We start from the raw sequence: 577 nt of genomic DNA on the forward strand, positions 1-577 counted from the left end.
GCGCCCGAGGGCCGTGGCGCTTTCACCGTCGGCGATGGACGCTGCTCCGAGGGCTGTGGCGGCGGTACCTGAAGCCCGGGCGTTCAACCCGACGGCGGTCGCGGCGATTCCGGTGGCATTGGCGCTAGGACCTAGGGCCGTCGCCTGTTGCCCTGAGGCCAGGGCGTCAAACCCGACGGCGGTCGCCTGGGTTCCGGTCGCATTGGCCCTGCGCCCGAGGGCCGTGGCGCTTTCACCGTCGGCGATGGAGGCTTCTCCGAGGGCTGTGGCGGCGGTACCTGAAGCCCGGGCGTCCAACCCGACGGCAGTCGCGGATGTTCCGGTGGCGTTGGCGTTGCGCCCGAGGGCCGTAGCGCTGCTGCCATCCGCCCGGGAGTTGGCCCCCAGGGCCGTGGCTCCGGTCTGGTTGGCGAGGGCATCCGAGCCGATGGCGGTGGTATTAGCGCCGTTGGCGGTGGCGTTGGGCCCGTAGCAGACGGCGTTGGCGCCGGTGCCGGTGCAATTGAGGCTGCTGACGGCGGCAGCGGAGGCGGCTGAGCGGGAGAGGGTGCCGTCGTCGTTGGCGAGGATCAGGCCG

The 577-nt window shown here is 72.3% G+C and carries 1 pseudogene; it reads right to left on the minus strand.

The window, feature by feature from the left end:
- Window positions 1-577, minus strand: a pseudogene (locus tag ACLNEE_RS16850) (hypothetical protein); the annotation flags it as partial.

Source organism: Aphanothece stagnina RSMan2012, from assembly GCF_046764815.1.
Lineage (GTDB): Bacteria > Cyanobacteriota > Cyanobacteriia > PCC-6307 > Cyanobiaceae > NIES-981.